This is a genomic window from Paenibacillus sp. FSL A5-0031 (assembly GCF_001956295.1).
In the GTDB taxonomy this organism is placed as follows: Bacteria; Bacillota; Bacilli; order Paenibacillales; family Paenibacillaceae; genus Pristimantibacillus.
The window spans coordinates 207788-229866 of sequence record NZ_MRTD01000005.1 but is presented as its reverse complement, the minus strand read 5'-3'; the positions used below and the strand labels follow the sequence as shown (position 1 = coordinate 229866).

The window sequence follows — 22079 nt, the reverse complement described above, 5'->3', positions numbered from 1 at the left end:
TTTTATCGATTGAGCAAGCTTCCTACATAACGAAGCAATTCATTTGAACATACCGAGCAGTAGCTGTGCTCATCCATAAGACGTTTCGTTACTTCATTAATTCGCTTCAATTGACTCTCATCCGGTGTTTTTGTAGACGTCGTTATTTTCACAATATCTTTCAGATCAGCGAACAGCTTCTTCTCAACGGCTTCGCGCAACCGCTCGTGACTTGTAAAATCAAACTTTTTCCCTTTCCGCGAATAAGACGAGATTCGAATCAAAATCTCTTCGCGGAACGCTTTTTTCGCATTTTCGGAGACGCCAATTTGCTCCTCGATGGAACGCATGAGGCGCTCATCCGGATCCATTTCTTCGCCTGTCAGCGGATCTTTAATTTTTGCCCAGTTGCAATACGATTCAATGTTATCCAAGTAATTCTCAAATAAGGTGCGGGCAGATTCCTCATAGGAATATACGAATGCCTTCTGAATTTCTTTTTTCGCGAGCAGATCATATTCCTTGCGGGCCACCGAGATGAAATTCAAGTAGCGCTCACGCTCATCCTTCGTAATGGACGGATGGTGATCCAATCCTTCCTTAAGCGCACGCAAAACATCAAGCGCATTAATACATTGTGTATCCTGCTTAATAAGCGCGCTGGAAATTCGGTTAATAACATAGCGCGGATCAATACCTGTCATACCTTCCTCTAAGTATTCGTTTTGCATTTCCTTCAAATCTGCTTCCTTGAACCCTTCTACTTCCTCGCCGTCGTACATCCGCATTTTCTTCACAAGATCCATGCCTTGCTTCTTCGTTTCCTTCAGCCTCGTTAAGATGGAGAAGATGGCAGCAGCACGCAGCGCATGCGGTGCGATATGGATATGGCGCATATCGCTTTGCGCGATTAGCTTCTTATAAATTTTTTCTTCGTCGGACACTCGCAAATTGTAAGGGACCGGCATAACGATCATTCTGGAATGCAAGGCTTCATTTTTCTTATTGCTTATGAACGATTTGTACTCCGATTCATTCGTATGAGCAATAATAAGCTCATCCGCGCTGATCAAAGCGAATCGGCCTGCTTTAAAGTTGCCTTCCTGCGTCAGTGAGAGCAAGTTCCATAGAAACTTCTCATCACACTTGAGCATTTCTTGAAATTCCATCAATCCGCGATTTGCCTTATTAAGCTCACCGTCAAAACGATAGGCACGAGGATCGGATTCTGACCCAAACTCCGTTATCGTCGAGAAATCGATGCTTCCTGTAAGATCGGCAATATCTTGTGACTTCGGATCGGATGGACTGAATGTGCCAATACCAACACGGTTATCCTCAGAAATAAACACCCGCTCAACGAGTACGTTTTCAATATCGCCGCTGTATTCCGTCGTAAGCCTCATTTGGCATGAAGGGCATAGATTCCCTTCAATTCGAACACTGAGCTCTTTTTCAATATCAAGCCGAAGCTCATGGGGAATAAGATGAAGCGGATCCTCATGCATCGGGCAGCCTTTAATCGCATAAACGGCTCCACGCTCAGTTCTGGAAAATTTCTCAAGACCTTTTTTGAGCATCGTAACGATCGTGGACTTTCCTCCGCTGACCGGACCCATTAACAATAGAATCCGTTTGCGAACCTCCAGCCTGCGAGCTGATGAATGGAAATATTCTTCAACCAGCTTCTCCACCGCACGATCCAGCCCAAAAATTTCTTGATCGAAAAATTTGTACTGCTTGTTGCCGCCAACATCTTCCACCCCATGAGATTCAATCATTTCATAAACGCGAGAATGTGCTGTCATGGCCGGGGACGGGTCCTTCCTTAACAAATCAACGTAATCCTTGAATGTTCCTGTCCAAGCAAGTTTCTCGCTCTCAGCCTGATACTCCGATATTCGCTTGAAAATGTCCATACCGTGCCTCCTCCCATCGCTTCCGCATTCCACTTATCATTCTACGCCCGGGATTTGTCTCTAGACGCTCTATCGAGTGGTGCCAACTTTTATTGAGGTATTACATTCCTATGCTTATTCGAGGAGATAATTGCACACTATTTTTGTCCTTCATCCATCAAAAAACGACAAGTGCGCAAAATCCTTTGCTATAATGATTCATAAGCATCAATGGAAATGAACGTGGAGAGGAGTTAGCAAACGTGGCAGTAGCACGCGAAGAAGAGCTCTACAAACCTATAAAAAAGTATTATGAGCAGCTTGGGTATGCGGTAAAAAGCGAGGTCCTTCATTGCGATTTGGTCGCTATTCATCCTGAGCGAGCGGATACGATAATTGTCGAAATGAAAAAAACATTCAATCTCGCCTTGCTTTTGCAAGGGGTTGAACGTCTTCGATTAAATAGCCATGTCGTGCTGGCGGTTGAACGCAATCGAACAAAAAGCGGAGCGCACAACCAGCGCTTTGGCGATTTGACTGAACTGTGCCGAATGCTTGGGCTCGGATTCATGACCGTCACCTTCTATAAAACAAAGCCGCCGGTAATCGATTGGTTGTGTCAGCCGGGCGATCCGCCGCTGCGCGGAGTAAGGCGCAAGAAGCAAGCACAATTGCTGACCGAGTTTAAGGAGCGCAGCGGCGACTATAACGTCGGCGGCAGCACAGGCCGCAAGCTTGTTACAGCATACCGCGAGAAGGCTCTGCGCTGTGCTTATGCGCTTCACACCTCGGGACCACTAGCGCCGCGCGAGGTCGCAGCAATTACTGGCTATAGACGCAGCGGCGAAACGCTGCGCAGCAATTATTACGGCTGGTTCGATCGCATTGAACGCGGCAAATACAGCCTGCGCCCTGAGGGCGCGGCTGCATTATCTGAATATAGCAATGTTATCGCTGAATGGTCGGCAACGGTTAGCTCCGCCCCGTAAATTCGCCGATCGCTTCAACAAACCGCAATACGCCTTGTTCTGTACGCGCTCCTGTATTATACGTGTAATTCAACCTTGCAGTGTTGCGCTGTGGATGATCGGCATAGAAAGAGCTGCCCGGCACAAACGCAACCCCTTTTTGAACCGCACACCGCAGGAGTGCCTCTGCATCCAAACCGTCAGGCAGCTCCAGCCATAGGAACATGCCGCCTTTCGGTTTTACCCAAGTGACGCCCTCTATTGCCTGACGCTCAAGAAGCCCATGCATCTCAAGCATACGCTCGCCGTATGACTTTGAGATAAGACGGATATGACCATCGAGATCAAACCCTTTAAGCAATTGACTTAAAATTTGTTGATCGATCGTACTCGAGTGTAGATCGGCAGCTTGCTTAGCTTTGGCTACCATGTTGATTACTTCGCTATCTCCAATAGCCCAACCTGACCGCAGCGCAGGAGCTACCGTTTTAGAAAACGTACTCGTATAAAAAACCGCGCCGCCCTCTACTTGTCCTTCTAATGAGAACAGTGAAGGGAATTGCTCGCTCTCATCAAATTTTATGTCACCATAAGGATCATCTTCAATAATTGGCATTTCGTTTTGCTTGCAGAGAGCAAGTATTTTCTTCCTTCGCTCAACGCTCCATACACGTCCCGTAGGATTGCCGAATGTCGGTACAGCATAAAGCAGTCTCGGACGATGCTCGCGAATAAGACGCTCTGCATCCTCAGGAATGATTCCTTGCTCATCACTCTCCGCTGCCACTACCTTTAAACCATGAAGAGCAAATACTTGCAAGCTTGCCAAGTAAGTAGGCTTCTCTACCAAGATTACATCTCCAGGCTCTGTAAGTACGCCAACGAGCAAATCAATCGCCTGCTGCGATCCTGTCGTCAGAATCATCTGATCTGGATTAACATGCATTTGCTTAACTGCCATTCGCTCACAAAGCTGCTCCCGCAATGGCAAATACCCAGCTGTCAAACCATACTGCAATGCGCTTGCTCCAGCTGTAAATACACGGTCTGCTGCTTCGCGCACGGCTTGTACGGGGAACAGCTCCTCAGCTGGAAGTCCTCCAGCAAATGAGATCATTTCCTTTCCTTGCGTCAGCTTAAGTATATCCCTGACCGCTGAAGATTTAAGCTCTGATACTCTAGATGAAAAACGATAATTCATATTGATTGCTCCTCCTCGCAAGCTATATTGCTATGCTTATACTCTCTATGTTAACAATGTGTTCACAACTTTTAAAGTTTTCTTTTTTGCCATCGTTGGTTATAATAAAAACAGCATACTTGGAGGTGTCCCACAGATGAACTTTATTATCGTTATGACTGTGTTTGCATTGTTCATTATTGCGATGCTTACCAGCTCTTACAATGATGACAAAACAAAAGGACTATAAGCCTGCTTTATCCGCTTATAGCCAGCGCAACAAAAAAATGAAGCTTCCCGAAGAGCATCAATACTCTTCTCGGGAAGCTTCATTTCGTTATACAGGATGCAAAAACGCTGATTAGCGCTGCAGAACTGCCATTTCTTCCATGCATACACCACAAACATAGCGATCCTTGAAATCACGAACTTCAACCATTGAACCGCAAAAAACACACTTTGGACGGTAACGCTCCAAAATGATATGGTCACCTTGGACGAAAATTTCAACGGGATCGCCCTCGTTCATCAAATAACGTTTACGTAATGATTTTGGAAGTACAATACGTCCGAGTTGGTCCACTTTTCTTACTACACCTGCTGGTTTCATCACTTTCACCTCTTCTGTGTCTGGTTTCGCAAGCTATTTTTGAGAAACCTCTGCGTTATAGTCTTTCGATGGCACTTCAGTATTTCCTTCCTAATTTAATAATTTCTTAATATCCTGCAATAATTCTTTTTATTAGAGCAAAAAAATTCCAAAAAATGAGAAATAAATTAACATTTTTAATCGAGTCCTGGAAAATGATTTTGTCTAAGCGCTTCATACACGATAATTGCTGCAGAATTGGACAGATTAAGTGATCGCACTTTATCCGTCATCGGCAATCTAATGCAAGTTTCTATATTCGCATCTATAAGCTCCTGTGGCAAGCCCTTTGTTTCTTTTCCGAATACAAAGAAATCGCCATCCTGATACTCGAACTGTGAATACGTCTTTCTCGCTTTTGTACTTGCGTAGAAGAATCGGCCTTGCGGATAACTTGCGAGCACCTCATCGAAGGAATCATGATACTCGATATGTACCGAGTGCCAATAATCGAGTCCCGCCCTCTTCAAGGTACGATCGTCCGTATCAAAGCCAAGTGGTCTTACCAAATGCAAAATAGTGCCGGTTGCAGCGCATGTACGAGAAATATTACCTGTATTTGCAGGAATTTCTGGTTCTACCAAAACAATATGAAATGGCATAGTTTTGTTTCTCACCTCTCATTTTGCCTATTATACACGAAAATGACGAATATTTTTACACCCACTTTACGTACCGTTAATCTCAAGCATAATTTCAACCTTCATAATAGAACCATAATAGGCGGAAACACATGGAGGAGAGCTGAATCATGCGAAAAAAAATTTTGATCGTGGATGACGAACCATCTATTTCAATGTTGATTGAATTTAACTTAAAGCTGGCAGGTTATGATGTACGTTGTGTAGGTGATGGTGAAGCTGTATTCGAAATGCTTAAGCCTTTCCGTCCCGACTTAATTGTTCTAGATCTCATGCTGCCAAAAATGGATGGACTCCAAGTTTGCCGCGAGCTGCGCAAGCAAAGCAATGCAGTACCCATCGTTATGCTGACTGCACTTCAAGACGTAACCGATAAAATAGCTGGTCTTGATAATGGTGCCGATGACTATATGACTAAACCTTTTAGCCCGCAAGAGCTTGTTTCTCGTATTCAAGCTATATTCCGCCGAGTTCAATCGCTTCCAGGCACTGCTGATGACACAACGTTCAACATTGGCCGCTTGAAGGTTCAGGTTGAACAGCGTGAAGTTTTCATAGACGGCAAATCCGTTGAGCTTACGCCAAAGGAATTTGAACTGCTATTGTTCCTATGCCGCCACAAAGGAAAAGTGCTTAGCCGCCAGCAGCTGCTTCACGGCGTTTGGGATTACCATTTCCTCGGTGACACACGAATCGTCGACGTTCATATTAGCCATCTGCGCGACAAGATCGAGAAAAACGCTCGTACACCGGAATATATTATGACCGTCCGCAATGTCGGTTATAAATTAAACGGTCCTCATATTGCTGAGAGCAGTCTTGCCCAAGCTTAATGAACTTATAACTTTAATACCCAAAAAACAGCCTGCTTCTATATTAGAAGCAGGCTGTTTCCATTCTAGCAATAATAGGCGTGAAATCAAAACGACTTATTAACCGTTCCGTTTTTGGAAGTCAGCCATGAATTGTGCAAGCGCCTGGCAGCTCTCAAGCGGAACCGCATTGTATGTTGAAGCTCTTAGGCCGCCAACATCGCGATGACCCTTCAAGCCTTCAAAACCTTCTTTCAACGACTCCTTAACGAACAGAGCCTCAAGCTCCTCCGTTTGAATACGGAAAGTAATATTCATAAGCGAACGGCTTTGCGGCTGAGCACAGCCCGTGTAGAAGCCGCTGCTTTGATCGATAGCATCATAGATCAGCTTCGTTTTGTCGCGGTTGTACTGTTCAAGCTGAGAAACTCCGCCTTTTGCCTTGATCCACTCCAGAACCAGCTTCACCATATATACCGAGAAAGACGGCGGTGTATTGTACAACGAGCCGCTCTTCGCATGCGTGCTGTAACGGAACATCGTTGGAATCGTTTTGTTGCTGCTCTCGATAAGATCCTTACGAATGATGACAACGGTAACGCCTGATGGACCTAGGTTTTTTTGTGCGCCGGCATAAATGACACCAAATTTGCTCACATCAATCGGTCTGCTCAAAATATCACTGGACATATCCGCAATAAGTGGCACATCACCAGTGTCAGGGAATTCTTGGAACTGCGTTCCACCGATCGTTTCATTTGATGTTAAATGTACATAGGAAGCATTGCTCGGTACTTCAATTTCTGACATAGTCGGCATACGCATAAATTTGTCAGCTTCAGTCGAAGCGGCAATAACCGTTTCTCCGACAAGTTTCGCTTCTTTAAGCGCTTTGTCAGCCCAAGCTCCTGTCATGACGTAAGCGCCTGGCTTGCCAGGCTGCAGAAGATTCAGAGGAAGCATAGCAAACTGTGTGCTCGCGCCGCCTTGCAGCAATAAAACTTCATAGTTTTCTGGAATTCCGAACAATTCACGAAGCAGGGCTTGCGATTGATTGTTCACTTCTTCATACATTTTGCTGCGGTGAGACATTTCCATAATGGACATCCCTGCGCCCTGATAATCAACAAATTGCTCCTGGGCTTGCTTCAGCACCTCAAGTGGTATTGCGGCTGGTCCTGCATTAAAATTAAATGCTCGTGTCATCTTCGGATACCCACCTCTGTTTCTTTATTTATGATATGGATATGATAGCAATTTTGAAGGGCTGCATCAAGTGTATTCCGCATATTAAATAATTTAAAAGTCGAACGTATGTCGCAATACTGTCAATAAACATTCGGATTTCGTTCATTATATCTTTATAAACCATAAAAAAACGGGTCCCAGAGGGACCCGTTTCTTATATTTCTTGAACGATTGATTAGCAATCGTAGTAAAGGCTGAACTCATGCGGATGAATACGGATTGCAACAGCTTTAGCTTCTTGACGTTTTACTGCAACGTAGTTGTCAATGAAGTCTTTGGAGAATACGCCGCCTTCAGTCAAGAAATCGGAATCTGCTTCAAGGGCATTAAGCGCCTCGTCAAGCGTTCCAGGAACGCTGCGGATTTCTTTTTTCTCTTCTTCTGGCAATTCGTAGATGTTTTTGTCGAAAGGACCGTAACCAAGAGCTACTGGATCAAGCTTGCGCTTGATGCCGTCCAGACCTGCAAGCAGCATCGCTGCAAATGCAAGGTAAGGGTTAGCTGTGTTGTCCGGCGTACGGAATTCAATACGACAGCCTTTAGGCGTTACAGCTGCAATCGGAATACGAACGGCTGCAGAACGGTTGCCTTTTGAGAATACAAGGTTAACCGGCGCTTCGTAACCAGGCACAAGACGTTTGAATGAGTTCGTGCTTGGGTTAGTGATTGCGATCAAAGCCGGAGCGTGGTAAAGTACGCCGCCGATGTAGTGCATAGCCATTTCGCTTAGGTTAGCGTAAGCGCCTTTGTCATAGAACAAAGGAGTATCGCCGTTGAAGATAGAAGCATGAACGTGCATACCGCTACCGTTGTCACCGAATAGTGGCTTCGGCATGAAAGTAGCCGTTTTGCCATATTGGCGAGCTGTGTTGTGAATAATATATTTGAATTTCATAAGGTTGTCGGCTGTTTTTGTCAATGTGTCAAAACGGAAGTTGATCTCTGCTTGACCAGCAGTTGCAACTTCATGGTGATGACGTTCTACGCGAAGGCCTGATTCCTGCAATAGGCGAACCATTTCGCTGCGGATGTCTTGTTGGGAGTCGATTGGAGCTACAGGAACATAGCCGCCTTTAACTGGAATTTTCGAACCAAGGTTTCCGCCCTCTTCTTTACGGTTCGTGTTCCAGCCAGCTTCCTCGGATTCAACAACATAAGAGGATGCGTTCATTGTGCTTTCATAGCGAACTTCATCGAAAATAAAGAATTCAGGTTCTGGTGCAAAAAATGCTGTCGTACCAATACCCGTAGTTTGAAGATACTCTTCAGCCTTTTGAGCGATGCTACGTGGGTCACGGTCATAACGATCGCCTTCAGGTGTATGAATATTACACATAACGTTCAGTGTAGGATGATCAGTGAAAGGATCAATAAATACGGATTCTGTATCCGGCATCATAACCATATCGGAATTTTCGATACCGCGGAAACCGTGGATTGATGATCCATCAAAAGCTACTCCGTTTACAAAAGTATCAGCATCAACCTCAGCAGCAGGAAGCGTGATGTGGTGAGCCTTACCTAGAAGATCCACGAAGCGGAAATCTACAAACATAATGCTGTTTTCTTTAATATTGTCCAAAACATTTTGAACTGACATTATAATTTCCTCCATTTCCGAACATTAGCGTAGTGTTGAACAAGTATTGTTCAATTATTGCTCCAAATCCATGTGGTTATTATAAAACTAGCCCTCAATCTCCGTCAATAGCTATGTAAGGTATTTTTTGAACTCATGTTAGGTATACTTACAAGTTTGTACGTTTGTTCACAAATCCTCAATAAAAAAAGCTGAGATCCTTTGATTTATAAGGCTTTTTGAGAACGGTTACACAAAAAACAAAAAAACTTTGCCATCCTAAGATGACAAAGTTTGGTTTGATGTTATGTTAGATTTTCCACTCTACAAAAGCTTCTGCTGGTGCTTTTGGCGTATCAAACTGTTTGCCTACGATAGGTGCCAGCTTCTCTAGGTCCTTCAATAAGTTAGCGAATTGGTCCGGGAACAAGGATTGTACCCCATCGCCAGTCATCGAGTTATCTGGATCGGTATGCATTTCAACGATCAATCCATTCGCGCCAGCCGCTACTGAAGCTTTCGACATAGGCTCAACCAGCTCACGACGGCCTGTTCCATGGCTCGGGTCAGAAATAACTGGCAGATGGCTGAGAGATTGAAGAACTGGAATTGCAGATAAATCAAGCGTATTGCGCGTGTAAGTTTCGAATGTTCGGATTCCGCGTTCACACAACATGACATTTGGATTGCCGCCTGCCAAAATATACTCCGCGGCATTCAAAAACTCGTCATAGGTTGAGCTGAATCCACGTTTAAGCAGTACAGGCGTTTGAATCGTTCCAAGCTTGCGCAGCAAATCGAAATTTTGCATATTGCGTGTACCTACTTGAAGAATGTCAGCATATTCTGCGCATACATCCACGTATTCTGGCGTCATGACCTCTGTAATCGTCAGAAGGCCGTGCTTCTTACCCGCTTCCGCCATCATAACAAGCCCTTCCACACCTACGCCTTGGAAGCTGTAAGGCCCTGTGCGCGGCTTGAAGGCGCCTCCTCGCAGCACCTGTCCGCCAGCCGCTTTTACTAAACGAGCAATCTCGTCGATTTGCTCCGGTGTTTCAACAGCACAAGGTCCGCCCATTATAACAAGATTGCTTCCGCCGATTTTCACGCCTTTTATGTCAATAACTGTATCATCCGGATGAAAGTCGCGGCTTGCTAGCTTGTATGATTTCGAAATTTTAATAACGTTTTCCACACCTTTCATTTGACGCAAATGCTCAGCAAGCGTAGGTTCTGCTTTGCCAATAATTCCAATTACTGTGCGATCCGTACCTCTTGATACATGTGCTTGAACTCCTGCTCTTTCAATATGAGCAACAATTTCTGTAATGCGTTCTTCTGCAATATTTGAATTCGTGATAACGATCATAGGGATCACTCCTAAATTTATTGTGGGATTTGGGCAAAAAAAATGTACAAACTTTTACTTAATAAATGCATGGCATCGCACGAAGCGCGCCTCATTTTTTCATATCTCATTGGATATCCACTTTATGGCTTTTATGCTTCGTAGCTTTTATGCTTCGTAGCTTTTAAGCTTCTACGCTTTTAACCGCTAAAGTAAATATACAAGAGAAACTCATTTTCGTCAACCCCCACCACCATAAAAAAGGAGATGAAACTCGTTCATGATGCTTCTTCTGCATCAATCACTAGTCTCATCTCTTTCTTCATGTTAGCTATTTATTCAGTTTTCTCTGCGGTTGCCGTTGCCGCTGGCGTCGACTTCACGCGAACATTAGGCAGCAGCTTATTCATATTGACCGTACGACGGATTTCCCATGTCTCCGGATTATTATGATCGTACTGCTCTAAATAAGTAATGACCTCTTTCGTAAGCGGCGTCGGCGTAGACGCACCAGACGTAACTGCGACACGATCGATGCCTTTCAGCCATTCCTGTTCAATCTCTGACACATCGGAAACGCGGTAAGCTTTCACTCCTGCGATCTCCTCGGATACTTGTGCTAGACGGTTCGAGTTGTTGCTTCGCGGATCGCCAACTACGATCGTAAGCTGCGCTTCGCCTGCTTGCTCTGCTACCGCCTCTTGACGAACCTGAGTGGCCATGCAGATTTCATTATGAACCTCTGCAGTAGGATAACTCTCAAGGAGCTTGCTAATCACATGACGAATATCCCATTGCGACATCGTCGTTTGGTTCGTTATAAGAATACGCCCTTCCGGCACATTAAGCGCAGCAATTTCCTCTTCCTTTTCGATGAGGTGAACCCGCTCCGGCGCAACGCCGATCGCTCCTTCTGGCTCAGGATGGCCTTTCTTGCCAATATAAATAATATGATAGCCTTCCGCCGATTTATCGCGAATGAGATCATGAGTTCTCGTAACGTCAGGGCATGTCGCATCCACAACGGAAAGCCCCTTATCACGAGCACGCTGACGTACTTCTGGCGAGACGCCATGCGCTGTAAATATAACGGTGCCTTGTTCGATTTGATCCAAAATGTCGAGTCGGTTGGCACCATCAAGCGTAATGACACCTTCCTGCTCGAATGCTTCTGTAACATGGGCATTATGGACAATCATACCTAATATATAAATAGGTCGCGGCAGCTCCAAGTTTTTGACCGTTTGCAAAGCCAGCACCATCGCGTCGACGACGCCATAGCAATAACCACGCGGTGATATTCTAACGATTTCCATTTATTGCACCTGCTTTCTGACCGGATATGCGTAAACAGCTATGAATCCTTCATTTCATCCGTTGCTACTATTATAGACGAATGAGACGTGTCAGAAAAGCTAATTGGAAGCCAAATCGTAAACTTCGTTCCATTTCCTTCGCTGGTGAGCACTTCTACAGAGCCTTTATGCTCATCAATAATCCATTTTGCAATGGATAATCCAAGACCTGTACCGACGGTAACCCCCCGTGATTCGTCCGCTCGATAGAAGCGATCGAAAATATGCGGGATTTCATCTGGATTCATCCCAATCCCTGTATCTTGGATAACGAAGCCGATTTGTAAATCCGTTCTGACCGCACTCAGCTCAACCGTACCCTCCGACGTATATTTGAATGCATTCTCAATAAAAATAAACAACAGCTGCTGCAAATAATTGTGATTGGCATTGACGCGTACCCCATCCAATGCCGATAGATCGCCAAGCTTCCATTCAGCTGTACGCGGGAGCAGCTGTGCTCTTCGCACAACCTCCTCTGTAAGCGGCAGCAGGTCAAGCGGCGTCTTCTCCATCGTATAACCCGCATCTGCTCTCGCAAGCGCAAGCAGATCATTAACAAGCGTACTCATACGAATCGCCTCGGCAGATATATCGCTCATCGCTTCTTTGGACATATCCCATCGATCCGAATCCAGCGGCAGCCACTCGCCCGTATCGATGTCTATATTCGTCTCTCGAACTCGCGTCCACATCCGCTCAAGCAGCTCAATATTGCCTCGAATCGTCGTCAAAGGCGTCCTAAGCTCATGAGACGCGTCAGATACGAACCTGCGCTGCGCCTTGTAAGCTTCATCAAGTTCATTGTATGCCATCTCCAAACGCGCAAGCATCACGTTTAACGTACTCACAAGCCTTCCAACTTCATCTTTCGGCCCCATGACAGGTATGCGCACACTGAGATCAGCACCATTTTCAATTTGCTCTGTTGCACGAATAACACGCTCAATCGGACGCAAGGCTTGACGGGCAATTAGCAAACCTATAGTAAAGGCGATAAGTACAACGATTAAAGAAGCGAAAATGAGCGTCGTACGAACACTATGCAGAAATTTTTCTTCATTGTAAGGGATTGCACCAACCTGAAGAAGGCCAACTAGAGTTCCATCATTTGTATAAATAGGACGTTGGTGAATCAGCATATTGTACTTTTTCTTATTAATTTCCACTCGTTTTTCGACTACTCCCTGCTCAGGCTTATCCGATGCTTCAGGATAAGGGAGGACAATTCCAAATTGATTTAAATTGTTTGACTGACTTATTGCACCTTCAATATAATTGACGATTTGAATATACATATCCTTCTCTTCAATTTGGGATTCTCGTCCCAAATTCAAATCATATTGATCCCAAAAAGTAGTTCCACCTCTAACGACAAGTTTTTGATCCTGTTTCTTTAATTGCTCCTTTAAATCAGAATACGTATTCCAATTTAAAAAAACATAAATAGAAACGCCAAAAACAAGAAGCGTTACCGCAAGCAAACCCGAATACCAAAGCGTTAGCCTGAGCCTAATGGACATAAGCTTAACCCGCCTCTCCGCGAAGCACATAACCGGTGCCGCGAACCGTCTGAATGAGTCGGTTTTTGCCTCCGTCCTCTACCTTTTGGCGCAGCATCGCGATATACACCTCCAGCACATTCGACTCCCCGCTGAAATCATAACCCCAAATCTTCTCCATAATTGCATCACGCGTAAGTACACGACGAGGATTTTCCATGAATAGCAGCAGTAAATCGTATTCCTTGGACGTTAGCTCAATACGGCGACCCGAGCGAATCGCTTCTCTGGCATCCATATCCAAAATCAAATCCTCATAAAGCAGTTGATTGCTTGATTGCTCGATTTTATCTGCTTTGCGGCGCAGCAAGGCGCGTGTCCGCGCAAGCAGTTCCTCCAGCGCAAACGGCTTAACTAAATAATCGTCAGCCCCAAGATCGAGCCCTTTGACCCGGTCATTGATATCATCCTTTGCCGTTAGCATCATAATCGGCACCGTACTGCCTCCCTCGCGCACACGGCGGCAAACTTCCCAGCCATCCACTTGAGGCATCATCACATCAAGAATGAGCAGATCCGGCTCCGTCTTAAGCAGCACCTTCAGCCCTTCCATCCCATTCGAAGCGGTAGTTACCTCATAACCTTCAAACGCTAGACTTCTACGAAGCAAAGAAATAATTTTATCATCATCATCTACAACTACAATATGTTGTCTCAACGGCATGTCCCCCTCTATTTGCAGCAAAAAGCACAGAGCCTGCTGTCTCTCTGCGCTTTTTGTTTCTATCCATCAGTTAAGGCTTTATTGAGCGCCTGACGTATTTTTATCACCAATCTCAACCTTCAAGTTCATCGCGCTGCCTTTGCGCAAAATGTTCAGCTCGATCTTATCGCCAACTTTTTTGGTTTTAATTTGATCGATAAGAGCTTGCGTGTTTGCGTATTTCTTCCCGTCAATGCCGACGATGACGTCGAACTGCTGCAATTCAGCCAAGTAAGCTGGTGAATTATAGTATACATTACGCACTATGGAGCCTTCTACTTTATCCATGCCTAATTGCTTCGCAATATCCGCTGTTACATCCTGCAGCTCTGCGCCAATGTATGGAGCGGCTGGCTTAGGAATCGTCTTGTTGTTTTTAAGATTTTCCAGCACATCTTGAATCGTGCTCGTCGGAATCGCGAAACCGATGCCTTGGGCTTGCGAGCTTACTGCCGTATTAATGCCAACGACCTCACCATTCACATTCAGAAGCGGTCCGCCAGAGTTGCCTGGGTTAATCGAAGCATCTGTTTGCAGCAAATGCTCATATTTACGCGCTCCCTGTGTGTCAGGGATATCGATCGGACGTTCTTTGGCACTTAATACGCCAACAGTAACCGTATGATCGAAGCCGTATGGGTTACCGATTGCAACAACCCAGTCGCCGATATTAATCGTATCCGAGTTGCCAAGCGGAAGCGTTGGGAACGCTTTGTCGCCTGTTACTTTAAGTACCGCTAAGTCTAAGTCATAGCTAGAACCCAGCAATTCAGCCGTGAATGGCTTATCATAGCCTTGAACAATCACTTTGATTTGGTCAGATTCTCCGATTACGTGCTGATTCGTTAAAATATAGCCTGTTGAATCGAAGAAAAACCCAGTTCCGATGCCTGATTGCTGCATGTTGCCTTCTTCATTCTTTTGTCCTGCATCCGGCTGTGTCGTTCCAGGGTAATCATCGCCAAAAAATTGGCGGAAAAACGAATCATCGAGCATGTTGTTGCTATTGTTGCGTTTTGCTGTATTAACGAAGGTTTCGATTTTCACTACAGCTGGACTTGCTGTCTCGAACAATTTAGCAATGTTGTCTGGTCTATCTGCGACTGTAGCCGCACCGCCATTGCTGGTCGTACCCGCAGAAGCAGTGGAACCCGATCCGCTAGATTGTGTATTTGATGTTAATGCGGCTTCTTTCGTGAACCAGTTGTTTAAGTCCGCAGTATACATCAAGCTGCCTACTACAAGAACACCTGCTAGAAACGATGAAAAAATAGCCTTAAAGGAAGTCCGGCGCGGTTCCCTTACTTGCCATGGCCCTTTGGAGGACTGCGGCGACGGCGTGAACGTTCGAATTTGGGATTGCATAGGCGATTGTGATCTTGCCCGTTCAGATTCCATTGTTGAATCCGATTGTACATTCGCTTCTTCTGCACTGGATGCCTGCGCTTGCGTATCGTGTGTATGTGTATTGCCGTATGGCTGATCTTGAATCAGCTTAGGCTTTTCCGATCCGTAGCCAGAAGCGGAATGATTCCCGCCTTCTTGAGAATTCGCCTTATACGGCCCATACGAATAATAATAAGATGGCTTTGCCGGCTGCTCCGATGACTCATTTGAAATAGGCTGCGCGGAGTCATTTACGTTTTCGCTGTTATCAGCTGAGCCATGTCCCTCTTCATTTTTGCGGAAAAAGTCGTCAAATCCCTTTTTGTTGTTTTGATCGTCCATGTACGTTCTCCTCCTTGAATCTTATTGCATCATGCGTCCAATTGGCATTCTATCCGGAAACATGTTATTTGATATAGTTCTATCATGCACATTCTACCTTAAAACAAACTTAAAAGGAATTTAAACAGAAATAAAAAAAACGCTCCCAAATGATTTTGGCAGCGTTTTTTTGAGTGTTTTTACGATGTGAATCAATGCGGAAAAAGCTGCTCTACTTCATTTAATGTTTCTTTTGCGCGATCAATCCACTGCGGTTCTACTTCAGCATCTGGATTCGACGGTGATTGGAATTGATCAAACAGCGCTCCGACTACACGAACCGATGCTTCCGGATCATTTCCTTCTCTGTACTCATGCTTAAGCACGTACGGTGTACCGAGTATAATCCTCGCTTCATTATCTTTTTCCCCAACATCAATATGACCAGCAATGACTTCAAAAGGAATGCGAAGCCAAATCTTATTCGCATCATCAAGCGCGCGGTCAAAGGAACCAGCAGCGTACTCCCAGTTGCCGCCAAGCGTGAATTGCTGCGACTCCAGCAGCTCTTTCGTTTCTAAGAAATGTTGCTCCCGTGATTCCAGCACGGACGAAATGGGTATCATGAAGGCGTCTCCTTTGCACTAGCTTATTTCTAATCTCTTTTTGCTAGTAGGTAGTATACCCTTCCATTTCCATCTTTATGTGCGATTAGCCCAGCCCTTGCGATGGGCCAGCACGGCAAGCTGTGTCCGGTCGTCAAGCTCACACTTCATCAATAAATTGCTGACATGTGTTTTCACTGTTTTTACACTAATATGCAGCTCTTCTGCAATTTCTTTGTTCGATTGTCCATCTGCAATAAGCAGCAGAACTTCCTTCTCACGTTCCGTTAACCCCTCATCACCAGACTGAGCGGTCTTCTGTCTTAAACCTCTCGTTAACGCCTGCGATACGTCAGCAGTCATGACTGGCATTCCTTTGAATGCGCCGCTGATCGCATATATAAGCTCTTCTGCAGAAACGGTTTTGAGCACGTAGCTGACAGCGCCAGCCTCTATCGCGCCATAAACCTTGTCATCTTCGAGGAAGCTGGTCAGCATTACGATTTTCATATCAGGAAAATGCGAGATAATCGCCCTTGTGGCTTCAATGCCATCCATGCCGGGCATCATCAGATCCATCAAAATAATATGAGGTCTATTCTCATCCGAGCTAGCCTTCAGCAAGTCAATTGCTGATTGTCCATTGCTCGCCTCTGCAATGACATGAAGCTTTGGCTCCAGCATTAGATAAGTTCGAAGGCCCGTCCTTACCATATCATGATCATCCACGATCATTACTTTTATTAGTTCAGATGCATTCATTATTCATGCTCTCCCCGCTACATTTTTGGTATCGTAACCTTTACCCTCGTCCCGCTCCCAGACTTGCTCCAGATTTCGGCCGCGCCGCCAAGCTTCTGTGCTCTCTCCTGCATCGTAGACAGTCCATATGAGCCGCGTCTCACCTCATCTACCTTGAAGCCAACCCCATCATCCTGCAAAATCATGCTAACCTGCCGTTCCGTATCTGCCATTGTCAGCGTGCAGCCCTTCGCGCTTGCATGCTTTTCGATATTCGCCATCGCTTCTTGGACGATAAGAAAAAGCTGATGCTCCTTCGCTTCGGATAAACGCTCCTTCAAGCGCCATTCCAGCTCACCTTGCAAATTATTTTGGCGGCAATAATCAGGGAACCACTTATCAAGCGCTTCATATAAAGTTCGACCTTCAAGCTCCATAGGCCGCAGCTGAGCGATGAAATTCCTCATTTGTTTCTGAGCCAAATTAGACATATTGACGAGCTGCTCGAGCACAGAATCCGCACGTTCGCGATCAACCTGCTGCAGCTTTGGAAGCGATGAAGCGCACATATGGATAGCGAATAACTGCTGGCTTACCGTATCATGCAAATCCCTTGCCAAACGCTTTCGCTCCTCGAGCACGGCCGCTTCATTAGAAGCAGACTCCGTCATCACATACTCTTCGCCGCGTACTTGCAGCCATTTCATCTTTTCTTCCATCTGCTGAGCGAGCTCATTAAACTCACGATAAACCTCATTAAATGAATTATGACCGCCCTCAGTAATCCGAACGCCATAGTTGCCGTTTGATGCTTGCTTTAACGATAAATGAAGCGTATCAATTCGGCGTCCAATGCGCTGTGCCGCCCAGTAACCGAACGCCACGCTGACAAGGAGGAAGACGGAGGCAGCCCCTAGGCGCACTTCCGTCTTATTGACTTCATCTAAGAGTCCATTCCACACCACCGCTCCAAGTATTAGAGACACGGTTGATGCGATGACAAACATTCCGATGAGCTCCCACTTTCCGCTCCTCAAAAACCGAACCATCATACTCGAATCACCCTACCTTTGTAACACGAACATCTCCGATAAACGTGCTGACGACCAGCTTAATTTTTTTGTTAGCTTCCTGATAAGTTGGCGATTGAATATTGATATTCGTAAACAATCCGCCTTCTTTCTGACCAAGCACCTTCACATCGCCAATAAAGGCGCTTGATACAACCTGTACGCCTACTTCATAATCATTCGGAACGTATACTTTTACATCGCCAATAAATGAAGATACATGAATTTTGGTTTCGCCCATGGATACTTGTGCTTTTGTTAAATCAAGCACGGTATCACCGATGAAATGGGAAATATTAAGCGGCTTTAAATCCCAATAATCATGACCGATATGAATATCCCCTATAAACCCGGAGCGATTCTGCACATTGGAATCATTGTGGTTCCACCATTCCACATGCTCCTTATGATTTCGTTTCCATTCTTTTTCATTTTTTTTGTATTCTGATTTATGGTGATTTTTCCATTCCTTATACTCTTTCTTGCTGGCAGTAAAGTCATCATATGGTTTGTTTGATGCGCTTTCCTGCTTCTCTTCCTTCGTGTGCGTGTCCGCAGGCTGCTTCGTTGGATCAGGGTGAAGAGGCGGCGCTGGCGGAACAGACGCTTCATCTGTGTAAGGGCGGTATGATTTCCAATCATCTGTTGGCGGAGTTTGGCGTTTTGATCTTGGTCTCCAAATAATATTGATCCCGACTAAAATAACAACTATTGGCCAAATGTAAGGAATGATGTCGCCAATAGACCATGAGAATAAGTTTAAATTGCGTCCCAAAAATACACATCCGATTAATAGGACAATCGCGCCCCACCAGCTCGAACCCGAGCCGTACGTTTTGCTGGACAACAATCCGCGAATACCTACAATCATAACGATTACAGGCCAATAGGTAGAAAATAAATCTCCAATATCAAAGGTCACATGACCCGTTTGATTCAGTAAAAACAAGACGCCAACTGCAATGATGATTAACCCGGTGAATAACCGGTTTGCGAAGTTTCCGTTCATGCGGCACCAGCTCCTTACGATTCCATCGTCGTTTGATATTCTTAGTATAACGGACAACATGCAATAGAAAAAGGGACGACCGATTGAATTGTTAGTCAGTCTCTAGACTGAGCTTTTGTTGATTCTATCCATTTTAAACCTAACATGCGTCATGAAACATAACGCAGAGCGTTGACATTGTTAACGTCTTCTATTTATAATGATGAACGGATTAAGAAAATAGAGACCGCTATGCATGAATATTAAGAATAGGAGATGAAGAAATGGACGTTATCGAACTGTCAAAAGGACTAGATACCATCTGGGTCGTTTTGACAGCAGCCATGATCTTGCTCATGGAAGGCGGCTTCGCATTGCTTGAAGCAGGATTTGTCAGGCAAAAGAATGCCGTCAGCATCATCATGAAGGTTTTTGTCGACATCGCTTTCGGCGCACTCGTTTTTTACTTTTTTGGCTTCGCACTCATGTATGGGCAGGACGCAGGCGGAATAATCGGAACGACCGGCTTTCTCATCAACGGAGACCTGTCTCACATAAAACTAAATATTACGCACGAAACCTTTTGGTTATTCCAATGCGCATTCGTTATAGCCGTCATTTCAATCGTGTCGGGCGCAGTAGCGGAAAGAATAAATTTTAGAGCTTATATTTTACTCACTATTGCAATGACCGGATTCATTTACCCGCTAGCCGGACACTGGGTATGGTCGAGCAGCGGCTTTCTTGGCAAGCTTGGCATGATCGATTTTGCAGGCTCTGCTGTCATTCATGCTTTAGGAGGTTTCTCCGCTCTCGCCGCAGCCATTTTCATTGGTCCGAGAATCGGTAAATTCAGTCCAGACGGCAAAGCCAATATCGTTCCGCCTTCCAACTTGCCGCTTGCTTCTGTAGGTGCATTCATTCTATGGTTTGGCTGGTTCGGGTTTAATGCAGGCAGTACTCTTAGCGCTACAAACGGCTCAATCGGACATATTGCGATTACAACGATGCTCTCGGCAGCTGCTGGCGGCGCAACATGTATTCTGTTTACGATGTTCCGCTACAAGAAAGCAGATCCGCCAATGGTCATCAATGGTTCACTCGCCGGCCTCGTTGGTATTACTGCAGGCTGCGCTTTCGTATCTGACATCGCTGCAATTGGGATCGGCGCAGTATCCGGCATCGCGATGGTGCTGGTCACTGAATGGCTGGAACGCAGGCAGATCGACGATCCAGTCGGCGCCTTTGCCGTACATGGCGTCAGCGGCAGCATCGGAACAATTGCAGTCGGCTTATTCGCACTTCCCGAGCTAGCAGAGGGCGTAGGCAAGGGCTACTACGGTTTATTTTATGGCGGAGGCTTCAACTTGCTCGGCGTTCAAGCATTAGGGCTCGTAATAGTTTCCTTATGGGGCTTCGCTTTAACTTGGGGCGCACTATGGCTGATCCGCAAAATTATGCCCGTCCGTGTCTCCAAGGATGAGGAGCTCATCGGCCTCGATGTTGGCATTCACGGTGTTCCCGCATACAGCCAGGAGCATGATTTCCTCGATTATGATCGCTTAAAAAACAGCAAATAAACATAAAGAACCGCCCAAGCCGGAATGGCCTGGACGGTTCTTTGCTATTATTTAGAATGATCATTCCATTAATCGTTCATCTCATTGGCCAGCTCATAGGATACCGTTACAATATCGTTTGGAGCCGATACGTTTTTGATGGAGCGAGCACTTTCGATTTCCAGACGGAGCGCACGAACCTTTTCCATCGGTTTTCTTACAAAATGAATATATTCAACGGCCAGATGATGATCCGGCTTCCTGCCAGTCAGCATTCTTCGAAGTGTAGACATCGATTGATACGCGCGGTCTTCCATCAGCCTTCTTTTCTCATAACGCTCAACCATCTGTTCAATTTCAGCTATTTCCTGCTCTTTCTTAGCAACGTAAGCATCAATAAAAGGTAAAACCTCGCCCGCTTTACGATGATGGGCAGCAATTACAAAGCCTGAATGAATGATCGGATCTGTCATGAGTATTCACCTGTCTTGTCATGTTATTATTTCTTACATATGTAATCATACAACAAACCGAGGTCATTTGAAAACTGTTTTTTATTAGATCAAAATAACGGTGCGATGAGCAGAGGACAAATAAAAAGAGGAACCGATAACGGTTCCCCTTCGTTTCCTTCTCATGGCATAGCAAAAAAATATTACTTCTCAGCTTTTTGCTGAGCATTGTTTGCCGCTTGTTTGTTAGCAGCGTTATTTTGGTTAAACTCTTCTGCGAATTCTGCATTGTATTGATTGTTTTGGGCTTTGTTGTTTTTGTTTTTAGCCATTGTATTCACCTCCCCGTTTCATTGATAGTATGGCATTCTTGCCGCTTATTATACGACTCATTTACGATTCTAAATACGTCTGCGGAATAGGCTTTCCGGCCTCTATAGCCAAGTTTATTTTGTTCAGCCATGCCTGCGAAAGCTTGCCCGTTCCCATGCGCAGCACCTCTACATGAACGGTGCGTTTGCCCCACTGCTCATACACCTGCTTGATCGTTTCAAAATACAAGTCGATGCGTTTTCCCTTAATTGCTGAACCCGTATCAGCCACCACGCCATAGCCATAGCCAGGTATATAGAGCAGCGTCCCAATGGGAAACAGCCTCGTATCCGCCGCAATCGTTGAGACTTGATCCCTGCGTACCTTTACGCCCGAATAGGTGATTCCGTATTGTGGATGCCCAGGCCGTTTACCGGTCGATTCTACGCCAGCTGTGTAGCCTGTAGCAACAACTTCAACCTTTTTCGGCTTCGTGCGCTCAGCTGCCTCTGACTTGCCGAGGTTGTCGCTTTTGCTTGCAACAGGGCTTTGCTCAGGTGCTGATGCTTCAGCATGAATCGTATCGCCGCCCTTTGTATCTAAACCGATTACGATAACAGTTAGGAGCAGCAATGCCGTTAATCCTTTTTGAATATAAAAAAAGCTTGTAGCCATCTGGGTACTTCCTCCTCAGAAGAATAATGCCCCGATGGCTCAAGC

General features: G+C 45.4%; 21 protein-coding genes. 3 read left to right on the top strand and 18 right to left on the bottom strand.

The features are described from left to right. Positions 1 to 2: 2 nt before the first annotated feature. Positions 3 to 1898 carry a PrkA family serine protein kinase gene (locus BK120_RS11380; protein WP_076267611.1) on the bottom strand — a complete coding sequence of 632 codons (1896 nt, stop codon included), beginning with the start codon at positions 1896 to 1898 and terminating at the stop codon, positions 3 to 5. Between the two features lie 242 nt (positions 1899 to 2140). Here BK120_RS11380 and BK120_RS11375 point away from each other — a divergent pair, with 242 nt between their 5' ends. Then, positions 2141 to 2866 (top strand): DUF2161 family putative PD-(D/E)XK-type phosphodiesterase, encoded by a 726-nt coding sequence (locus BK120_RS11375; protein WP_076267610.1) that lies wholly within the window; start codon positions 2141 to 2143, stop codon positions 2864 to 2866. Here the strand turns inward: BK120_RS11375 and BK120_RS11370 are convergent. The 3 genes from BK120_RS11370 to trmL all read right to left on the bottom strand — a co-directional run bounded on the left by BK120_RS11370 (position 2850) and on the right by trmL (position 5276). Continuing rightward, positions 2850 to 4046 (bottom strand): aminotransferase-like domain-containing protein, encoded by a 1197-nt coding sequence (locus BK120_RS11370; protein ID WP_076267609.1) that lies wholly within the window; start codon positions 4044 to 4046, stop codon positions 2850 to 2852. The genes BK120_RS11375 and BK120_RS11370 overlap by 17 nt on opposite strands. A gap of 340 nt (positions 4047 to 4386) precedes the next feature. Further along, complete coding sequence (locus BK120_RS11365) at positions 4387 to 4635, bottom strand: AbrB/MazE/SpoVT family DNA-binding domain-containing protein (protein WP_054023539.1); 249 nt, start codon at positions 4633 to 4635, stop codon at positions 4387 to 4389. 176 nt (positions 4636 to 4811) lie between these two features. Further along, positions 4812 to 5276 carry a tRNA (uridine(34)/cytosine(34)/5-carboxymethylaminomethyluridine(34)-2'-O)-methyltransferase TrmL gene (gene trmL / locus BK120_RS11360; protein WP_076267608.1) on the bottom strand — a complete coding sequence of 155 codons (465 nt, stop codon included), beginning with the start codon at positions 5274 to 5276 and terminating at the stop codon, positions 4812 to 4814. Between the two features lie 149 nt (positions 5277 to 5425). On the opposite strand from trmL, the gene BK120_RS11355 reads away from it, so the two are divergent. Beyond that, on the top strand, positions 5426 to 6148 hold the full coding sequence (locus tag BK120_RS11355; RefSeq protein WP_076267607.1) for a response regulator transcription factor: 723 nt from the start codon (positions 5426 to 5428) through the stop codon (positions 6146 to 6148). A gap of 99 nt (positions 6149 to 6247) precedes the next feature. Here the strand turns inward: BK120_RS11355 and serC are convergent, their stop codons facing one another. The 11 genes from serC to liaF form a co-directional block, all read right to left on the bottom strand. Further along, complete coding sequence (serC, locus tag BK120_RS11350; RefSeq protein ID WP_076267606.1) at positions 6248 to 7333, bottom strand: 3-phosphoserine/phosphohydroxythreonine transaminase; 1086 nt, start codon at positions 7331 to 7333, stop codon at positions 6248 to 6250. A gap of 217 nt (positions 7334 to 7550) precedes the next feature. Continuing rightward, positions 7551 to 8975 carry a type I glutamate--ammonia ligase gene (gene glnA, locus BK120_RS11345; RefSeq protein ID WP_076267605.1) on the bottom strand — a complete coding sequence of 475 codons (1425 nt, stop codon included), beginning with the start codon at positions 8973 to 8975 and terminating at the stop codon, positions 7551 to 7553. A gap of 289 nt (positions 8976 to 9264) precedes the next feature. Continuing rightward, a complete protein-coding gene (aroF, locus tag BK120_RS11340; protein ID WP_076267604.1) occupies positions 9265 to 10326 on the bottom strand; it encodes a 3-deoxy-7-phosphoheptulonate synthase in 1062 nt (353 codons plus the stop codon). A 314-nt stretch (positions 10327 to 10640) separates the two neighbouring features. Continuing rightward, positions 10641 to 11621, bottom strand: coding sequence for a 4-hydroxy-3-methylbut-2-enyl diphosphate reductase (locus BK120_RS11335; RefSeq protein ID WP_076267603.1), 981 nt, complete (start codon positions 11619 to 11621; stop codon positions 10641 to 10643). 38 nt (positions 11622 to 11659) lie between these two features. After that, entirely contained in the window at positions 11660 to 13183 is a 1524-nt protein-coding gene (locus BK120_RS11330) for a sensor histidine kinase (RefSeq protein ID WP_076267602.1), read from the bottom strand. Between the two features lie 4 nt (positions 13184 to 13187). Continuing rightward, positions 13188 to 13880, bottom strand: a complete 693-nt coding sequence (locus BK120_RS11325) for a response regulator transcription factor (RefSeq protein ID WP_076267601.1) — start codon at positions 13878 to 13880, stop codon at positions 13188 to 13190. An 84-nt stretch (positions 13881 to 13964) separates the two neighbouring features. After that, positions 13965 to 15653 carry a S1C family serine protease gene (locus BK120_RS11320; RefSeq protein ID WP_076267600.1) on the bottom strand — a complete coding sequence of 563 codons (1689 nt, stop codon included), beginning with the start codon at positions 15651 to 15653 and terminating at the stop codon, positions 13965 to 13967. Between the two features lie 191 nt (positions 15654 to 15844). Then, on the bottom strand, positions 15845 to 16258 hold the full coding sequence (locus BK120_RS11315; RefSeq protein WP_076267599.1) for a YugN family protein: 414 nt from the start codon (positions 16256 to 16258) through the stop codon (positions 15845 to 15847). Between the two features lie 75 nt (positions 16259 to 16333). Then, positions 16334 to 16999, bottom strand: coding sequence for a response regulator (locus tag BK120_RS11310; protein WP_076267598.1), 666 nt, complete (start codon positions 16997 to 16999; stop codon positions 16334 to 16336). Positions 17000 to 17016: 17 nt separating this feature from the next. Beyond that, positions 17017 to 18030, bottom strand: coding sequence for a sensor histidine kinase (locus BK120_RS11305; protein WP_076267597.1), 1014 nt, complete (start codon positions 18028 to 18030; stop codon positions 17017 to 17019). A 7-nt stretch (positions 18031 to 18037) separates the two neighbouring features. After that, positions 18038 to 19057: a cell wall-active antibiotics response protein LiaF gene (gene liaF / locus BK120_RS11300; RefSeq protein WP_076267596.1), complete on the bottom strand. Its 1020-nt coding sequence runs from the start codon at positions 19055 to 19057 to the stop codon at positions 18038 to 18040. Between the two features lie 263 nt (positions 19058 to 19320). On the opposite strand from liaF, the gene BK120_RS11295 reads away from it, so the two are divergent. Next, positions 19321 to 20616, top strand: coding sequence for an ammonium transporter (locus BK120_RS11295; RefSeq protein ID WP_076267595.1), 1296 nt, complete (start codon positions 19321 to 19323; stop codon positions 20614 to 20616). A 68-nt stretch (positions 20617 to 20684) separates the two neighbouring features. Here the strand turns inward: BK120_RS11295 and BK120_RS11290 are convergent, their stop codons facing one another. The 3 genes from BK120_RS11290 to BK120_RS11285 form a co-directional block, all read right to left on the bottom strand. Next, positions 20685 to 21068, bottom strand: coding sequence for a hypothetical protein (locus BK120_RS11290; RefSeq protein ID WP_076267594.1), 384 nt, complete (start codon positions 21066 to 21068; stop codon positions 20685 to 20687). 182 nt (positions 21069 to 21250) lie between these two features. Beyond that, positions 21251 to 21379 carry a hypothetical protein gene (locus BK120_RS35920; RefSeq protein ID WP_256710855.1) on the bottom strand — a complete coding sequence of 43 codons (129 nt, stop codon included), beginning with the start codon at positions 21377 to 21379 and terminating at the stop codon, positions 21251 to 21253. Between the two features lie 61 nt (positions 21380 to 21440). Continuing rightward, on the bottom strand, positions 21441 to 22034 hold the full coding sequence (locus BK120_RS11285) for a 3D domain-containing protein (protein ID WP_076267593.1): 594 nt from the start codon (positions 22032 to 22034) through the stop codon (positions 21441 to 21443). Positions 22035 to 22079 lie beyond the last annotated feature (45 nt).